General features: G+C 67.1%; 8 protein-coding genes (1 of these 8 only partly in view). 2 read left to right on the forward strand and 6 right to left on the reverse strand.

Annotation, left to right across the window (positions count from 1 at the left end; all coding sequences use genetic code 11):
- Together J7E68_RS13005 and J7E68_RS13010 are read right to left on the reverse strand one after the other, a co-directional pair.
- A partial coding sequence (locus J7E68_RS13005; protein WP_215173228.1) for a pyrimidine dimer DNA glycosylase/endonuclease V occupies nucleotides 1–443 on the reverse strand: 443 nt, incomplete at its 3' end.
- Nucleotides 440–1,177, reverse strand: a complete 738-nt coding sequence (locus tag J7E68_RS13010; protein WP_215173230.1) for a class I SAM-dependent methyltransferase — start codon at nucleotides 1,175–1,177, stop codon at nucleotides 440–442. The genes J7E68_RS13010 and J7E68_RS13005, both read right to left, overlap by 4 nt.
- A 69-nt stretch (nucleotides 1,178–1,246) precedes the next feature.
- On the opposite strand from J7E68_RS13010, the gene J7E68_RS13015 reads away from it, so the two are divergent.
- Nucleotides 1,247–1,840 (forward strand): histidine phosphatase family protein, encoded by a 594-nt coding sequence (locus J7E68_RS13015; RefSeq protein WP_215173231.1) that lies wholly within the window; start codon nucleotides 1,247–1,249, stop codon nucleotides 1,838–1,840.
- Here J7E68_RS13015 and trmD read toward each other — a convergent pair.
- From trmD to rpsP, 4 genes are read right to left on the reverse strand one after another with little or no spacing between them, the layout of a single operon-like run.
- Nucleotides 1,837–2,547 (reverse strand): tRNA (guanosine(37)-N1)-methyltransferase TrmD, encoded by a 711-nt coding sequence (gene trmD / locus J7E68_RS13020; protein WP_215173234.1) that lies wholly within the window; start codon nucleotides 2,545–2,547, stop codon nucleotides 1,837–1,839. The two genes, J7E68_RS13015 and trmD, sit on opposite strands and share 4 nt — an antisense overlap.
- Nucleotides 2,548–2,563: 16 nt before the next feature.
- Nucleotides 2,564–3,205: a ribosome maturation factor RimM gene (gene rimM / locus J7E68_RS13025; RefSeq protein ID WP_215173236.1), complete on the reverse strand. Its 642-nt coding sequence runs from the start codon at nucleotides 3,203–3,205 to the stop codon at nucleotides 2,564–2,566.
- A complete protein-coding gene (locus J7E68_RS13030) occupies nucleotides 3,168–3,398 on the reverse strand; it encodes an RNA-binding protein (RefSeq protein WP_183152609.1) in 231 nt (76 codons plus the stop codon). Before J7E68_RS13030 ends, rimM begins: the two co-directional genes overlap by 38 nt.
- Before the next feature lie 6 nt (nucleotides 3,399–3,404).
- Nucleotides 3,405–3,833 carry a 30S ribosomal protein S16 gene (gene rpsP / locus J7E68_RS13035; RefSeq protein WP_215173238.1) on the reverse strand — a complete coding sequence of 143 codons (429 nt, stop codon included), beginning with the start codon at nucleotides 3,831–3,833 and terminating at the stop codon, nucleotides 3,405–3,407.
- Nucleotides 3,834–4,042: 209 nt separating this feature from the next.
- Here rpsP and J7E68_RS13040 point away from each other — a divergent pair, with 209 nt between their 5' ends.
- Nucleotides 4,043–4,395, forward strand: partial view of a glutamate--cysteine ligase gene (locus tag J7E68_RS13040; RefSeq protein WP_215173240.1) — the start only. It continues 727 nt past the right edge of the window; 353 of the gene's 1,080 nt are visible here — the first part of the coding sequence; the start codon lies at nucleotides 4,043–4,045; its stop codon lies beyond the right edge, outside the window.

The raw sequence follows: 4,395 nt of genomic DNA on the forward strand, positions 1-4,395 counted from the left end.
GCCGGCGCGGCCGCACGCTCCCAGGACGCCACCGGTCCGTCGATCACGTGGAACAGCGGGTGCGGCTCCGGCACGGAGACCGCGTCCCAGAGCGCGAGCGTGTCGGGGCTCCGCACCGACATCTTCACGGAGAGGTGCGACCACTCCGTCGAGAGCTGCCCCGTCGTCACCGACAGCGCCTGTTCCTGCCGCGCCTCGCCCCGATCGATCCTGCTCGGATCGAACGCGTACCCGCGCACCTCGGCCTCGAGCAGGAGTGCGTGCAGATAGCTGCCGATCGACTCCATCGGGTCCGGAGCCGCACGGAAACGTCGAAGCTGCGGATGGTTCAGATATCCGCTGGTCCGTCCTGCGAGTACCGCTTGGGCGAGCAGAGCCTCGCGCCAGCACGCCACGAGTCCCTGTCTGTCGAGGTAGCGGGGGTGCAGCGACCAGATCCTCATCGGCGTCGGTACTCGAAGACGTCGGTGACGATCGGCAGGTCGTAGGTCGCCCGTCCGCGCGTCTCCGGATCCTCATCGAGCACCCGCTCGATCGCCGCGAACATCTCCGCCCGGGCGTCGTCCTCCGCCACGAGGAACGTGCTCACCGTCGACCACCGTTTCAGATATGCGGCACGGCTGATCCGCTCCGTCCATCGGACCTGCTCGCTCGCGACGAATCGGAACCCGGGGAGCTCGTCGGCTGCACTGCTCGTGGTGCCGTCGGCGTCCGCCACCGCAGGGTGGGCGATGCGATGCGCCGCTCGATCCCATGTGCAGCTCGGATCGGAGTGATTCCAGATCAGGCCCAACGTGCCGCCGGGCCGGAGGACACGAGCGATCTCCGCGCATGCGACCTCTCTGTCGAACCAGTGGAAGGCCTGGGCCACCGTCACGACGTCCACCGAGCCGTCGGCCACCGGTATCTGCTCGGCGTTGCCCAGGTGCGCCTCGACGTGGGGCAGCTTGGCGCGCAGAACCGCGAGCATGGGCTCTGACGGCTCGACCGCGATCACGTGATCGGCAAGGCCCGGGAGCAGCTCGGTGAACTTCCCCGTGCCTGCCCCGAGGTCGAGCACCGACCCCGACCGCTGTGGAAGCAGGAGTTCGGCTGCGGGGGTCGGGAAGCCCGGGCGGTAGCGGTCGTAGTCCGAGCCGATGCGCTCGAACGACTTCGCCAGAACCTCGTCGACCATACTCAGACGCTATCAGCGGACGTGAACATCGTCGGGCACCCGCCCCCCGCCCTGTGCCATTCTGAATGCATGATTCCGCAGGATCGCCGTGTACCGGAGCATGTGTTCCTCGTACGGCACGGGCAGACGCGGTGGAACCTCGAGCATCGGATGCAGGGCCAGCTGGACTCGCCGCTGACACAGGACGGCATCCGGCAGGCGGAGCGCGTCGCCGAGCGGCTGACGGGACGCGGGATCACCACGGTCTGCTCCAGCCCGCTCGGGCGGGCGCTGCGAACGTCGGTGATCGTCGCGGACCGCATCGGCGCGGACCTGGTCGAGGTGCCCGAACTCGCCGACGTCCATCACGGCGACATGGCCGGCCTCACGTGGGACGAAGTCGACGACCGATACCCGTCCGCCAGGGATAGCCGCGCGGACAACAGGTATGGATGGGCGTTTCCGGGAGGCGAGAGCTACGCGCAGGCGAGATCGCGCGCGCGCCGCGCCCTCTCGGCATGCGGCTGGGCAGCGGAGGGCACACCTCTGCTCGTGAGCCACGAGATGCTGGGTCGGATGCTCCGCGCCGAGCTCCGAGGCCTGGATGCGACGGCCGCGCTGTCTCTGCGGCATCCGCATGACGTCGTCTTCGAGATCGAGAACGGCGTGGAGCGGCTGCTCTAACCCTCGTCGTCCGGGAGGAGATCAGGACGACGACGACGAGTGCGCTCGATCTGCTGTTCGCGGCGCCAGGAGGCGATGACCGCATGATTGCCGCTGAGCAGCACATCGGGAACCGCGCGCTCTCGCCAGACAGAAGGCTTCGTGTAAGAGGGATACTCCAGCAGCCCGTCTTCATGCGATTCCTCGACGAGACTCTCCGGGTTGCCGACCACGCCGGGGATCAGGCGCCCGATGGCCTCGATCATGGCCATCGTGGCGACCTCACCACCGTTGAGCACGTAGTCTCCCAGGCTGATGAGTCTCACCTCGCCGAGCGCTGCCGCATATTCGAAGACGCGCTCGTCGATCCCCTCGTAGCGCCCGCACCCGAAGACGAGGTGGTCGCGAGTGCTGAGCTCGCGGGCTGTCGCCTGGGTGAACACCTCGCCCGCCGGCGAGGGGAAGATGATCGTCGGTCGCGTCTGCCGATCCGGCGCGGAGGCCGCCGCGAGCTCGTCGAGGGCGAGACCCCACGGCTCCGGCTTCATCACCATGCCGGCGCCGCCGCCGTAGGGGGTGTCGTCCACCGTGCGGTGTCGGTCGGAGGTCCAGTCGCGCAGGTCGTGCACTCCGAGTTCGAGAATGCCGGCGCTCCGGGCGCGACCGAGAAGCGAGAGGGTCAGACCGTCGAAGTAGGACGGGAAGATCGAGACGACGTCGATGCGCACGGGGAACCGTCCGCGGTCATTCGGATGCGTCGGAGCCTGCGGGCTCGTCGGCATCAGCGACGTCGGAGGCGTCGGGCAGCTCTTCGAAGAGGCCGGCAGGGGGCGTCACGATGACGCGTCCAGCGCTCACGTCGACAGTGGGAACGATCGCCTTGACGAAGGGCACGAGGATCTCGTCGTCGCCCGACCGGACGATCAGCAGGTCCTGCGCGGGAAAGTGCTCGACGCGAGCGACCTTGCCGACGACGACGTCGTCGCGAACCACGTCGAGACCGACGAGCTGGTGGTCGAACCACGCGTCGTCCTCGACCTCGTCCGCATCCTGATCGATCCAGAGGATCGCACGCACGAGCGTCTCGGCGGCGTCCCGATCGTCGACGTCCTGCAGGAACACCACGGGGTTGCCGTTCATCACGCGGTATTCGCGAACGACCACGGTCTTGCCGTGCCACGGAGATGCCTCAGGCACCTGCAACGTGAACTCAGCGCCGGTCGTGAACCGTCGCTCAGGATTGTCGGTGTACAGCTCCAGCTTGAGAGCGCCTTTGAGGCCGTGAGCCTTGACGAGGCGGCCTACCCGCAGCTGGTTCTTGCCCTGATTGCGTTCTTTGGACACGACGTCAGTCGTCCGCGACGTCGACGCGAACGCGACGACCATCTGCAAGGGCGGAGATGAGCGTACGCAGTGCTTTCGCGGTGCGGCCGCCGCGCCCGATCACGCGTCCACGATCATCGGGGTGCACACGCACCTCGAGGAGATCGCCTCGCGGCGAGGTGGATTCGTTGATACGGACATCCTCAGGGTGATCGACGATCCCCTTGACGATGTGTTCGAGCGCGGCGGCGAGCACGACGAATTACTCTGCGTCGGCGGCGGAAGCCTCAGAGGCATCCGCGTCGGCTGCGGGAGCCTCCGCTGCGGGAGCCTCCTTCTTCTCAGCCTTGGGCTTGACGACGGACTTCTTGGACGCGTCGATCTCGAACGGAACCTTGGGCTCCTTGACCTTGAGCGTGGACTTCGCGTCCTTGTCGCCCTTGAACTTGCCCCAGTCGCCCGTGATCTTGAGAAGGGCGGCGACCTGCTCGGTCGGCTGCGCGCCGACGGAGAGCCAGTACTGCGCACGCTCGGAGTCGATCTCGATGAACGAGGGCTCCTCGGTGGGGTGGTACTTGCCGATCTCCTCGATCACGCGACCATCGCGCTTGGTCTTCGAGTCGGCGATGACGATGCGGTAGTACGGCGCACGGATCTTGCCCAGGCGCTTGAGACGAATCTTGACAGCCACGATTCTCCTGAATTGTGTGGAAGTTGACGAACCGATCGCCTGGAGAGTGGGGTGCACACCCGGCGGAAGCTCAAATAGGGAGGACGAGAGCTGGATAGAGGGTCGAGCACGTCGTCCGACCTTCTATTCTGCCAGATCGACGGGCCAGGCGCGAAACGCGGCGACACGACGGTTGCCGTGTCGCGGACGGCGCGTGTCAGACTGTGCTCGTGAAGCTCGATTTCGCGCCGTCTGCGCGGTCCACCGTCGGCCTGGAGTGGGAGATCATGCTCGCCGATCCGGCGAGCGGCGATCTCGTCGGTCGTGCGCCCGAACTACTGGCGGCCCTCGAAGCCGAGAGCGCCGATGAACGCCACACGGTGACCGGCGAGCTGCTCACGAACACGATCGAGGTCACCAGCGGCATCGGCGACTCGGTCGCTCACGCCGTCGATGACATCGCCAATGCGATCGCAGCGGTGAGAGAGGCCACGGATCCCGCGGGCATCGAGCTGCTGTCCGCGGGGAGCCACCCCTTCGCCCAGTGGTACGACCAGGAAGTCACCGACAAGACGCGGTACCA

Origin of the sequence: Microbacterium sp. ISL-103, from assembly GCF_018613995.1 — a bacterium.
Classification (GTDB): Bacteria; Actinomycetota; Actinomycetes; order Actinomycetales; family Microbacteriaceae; genus Microbacterium.

Bases quoted from the DNA above. Each gene is read 5' to 3' on its own strand.
- rimM (WP_215173236.1), bottom strand. From the start codon at position 3,205: ATGGTCGTCGCGTTCGCGTCGACGTCGCGGACGACTGACGTCGTGTCC.
- J7E68_RS13010 (WP_215173230.1), bottom strand. From the start codon at position 1,177: ATGGTCGACGAGGTTCTGGCGAAGTCGTTCGAGCGCATCGGCTCGGAC.
- J7E68_RS13015 (WP_215173231.1), top strand. From the start codon at position 1,247: ATGATTCCGCAGGATCGCCGTGTACCGGAGCATGTGTTCCTCGTACGG.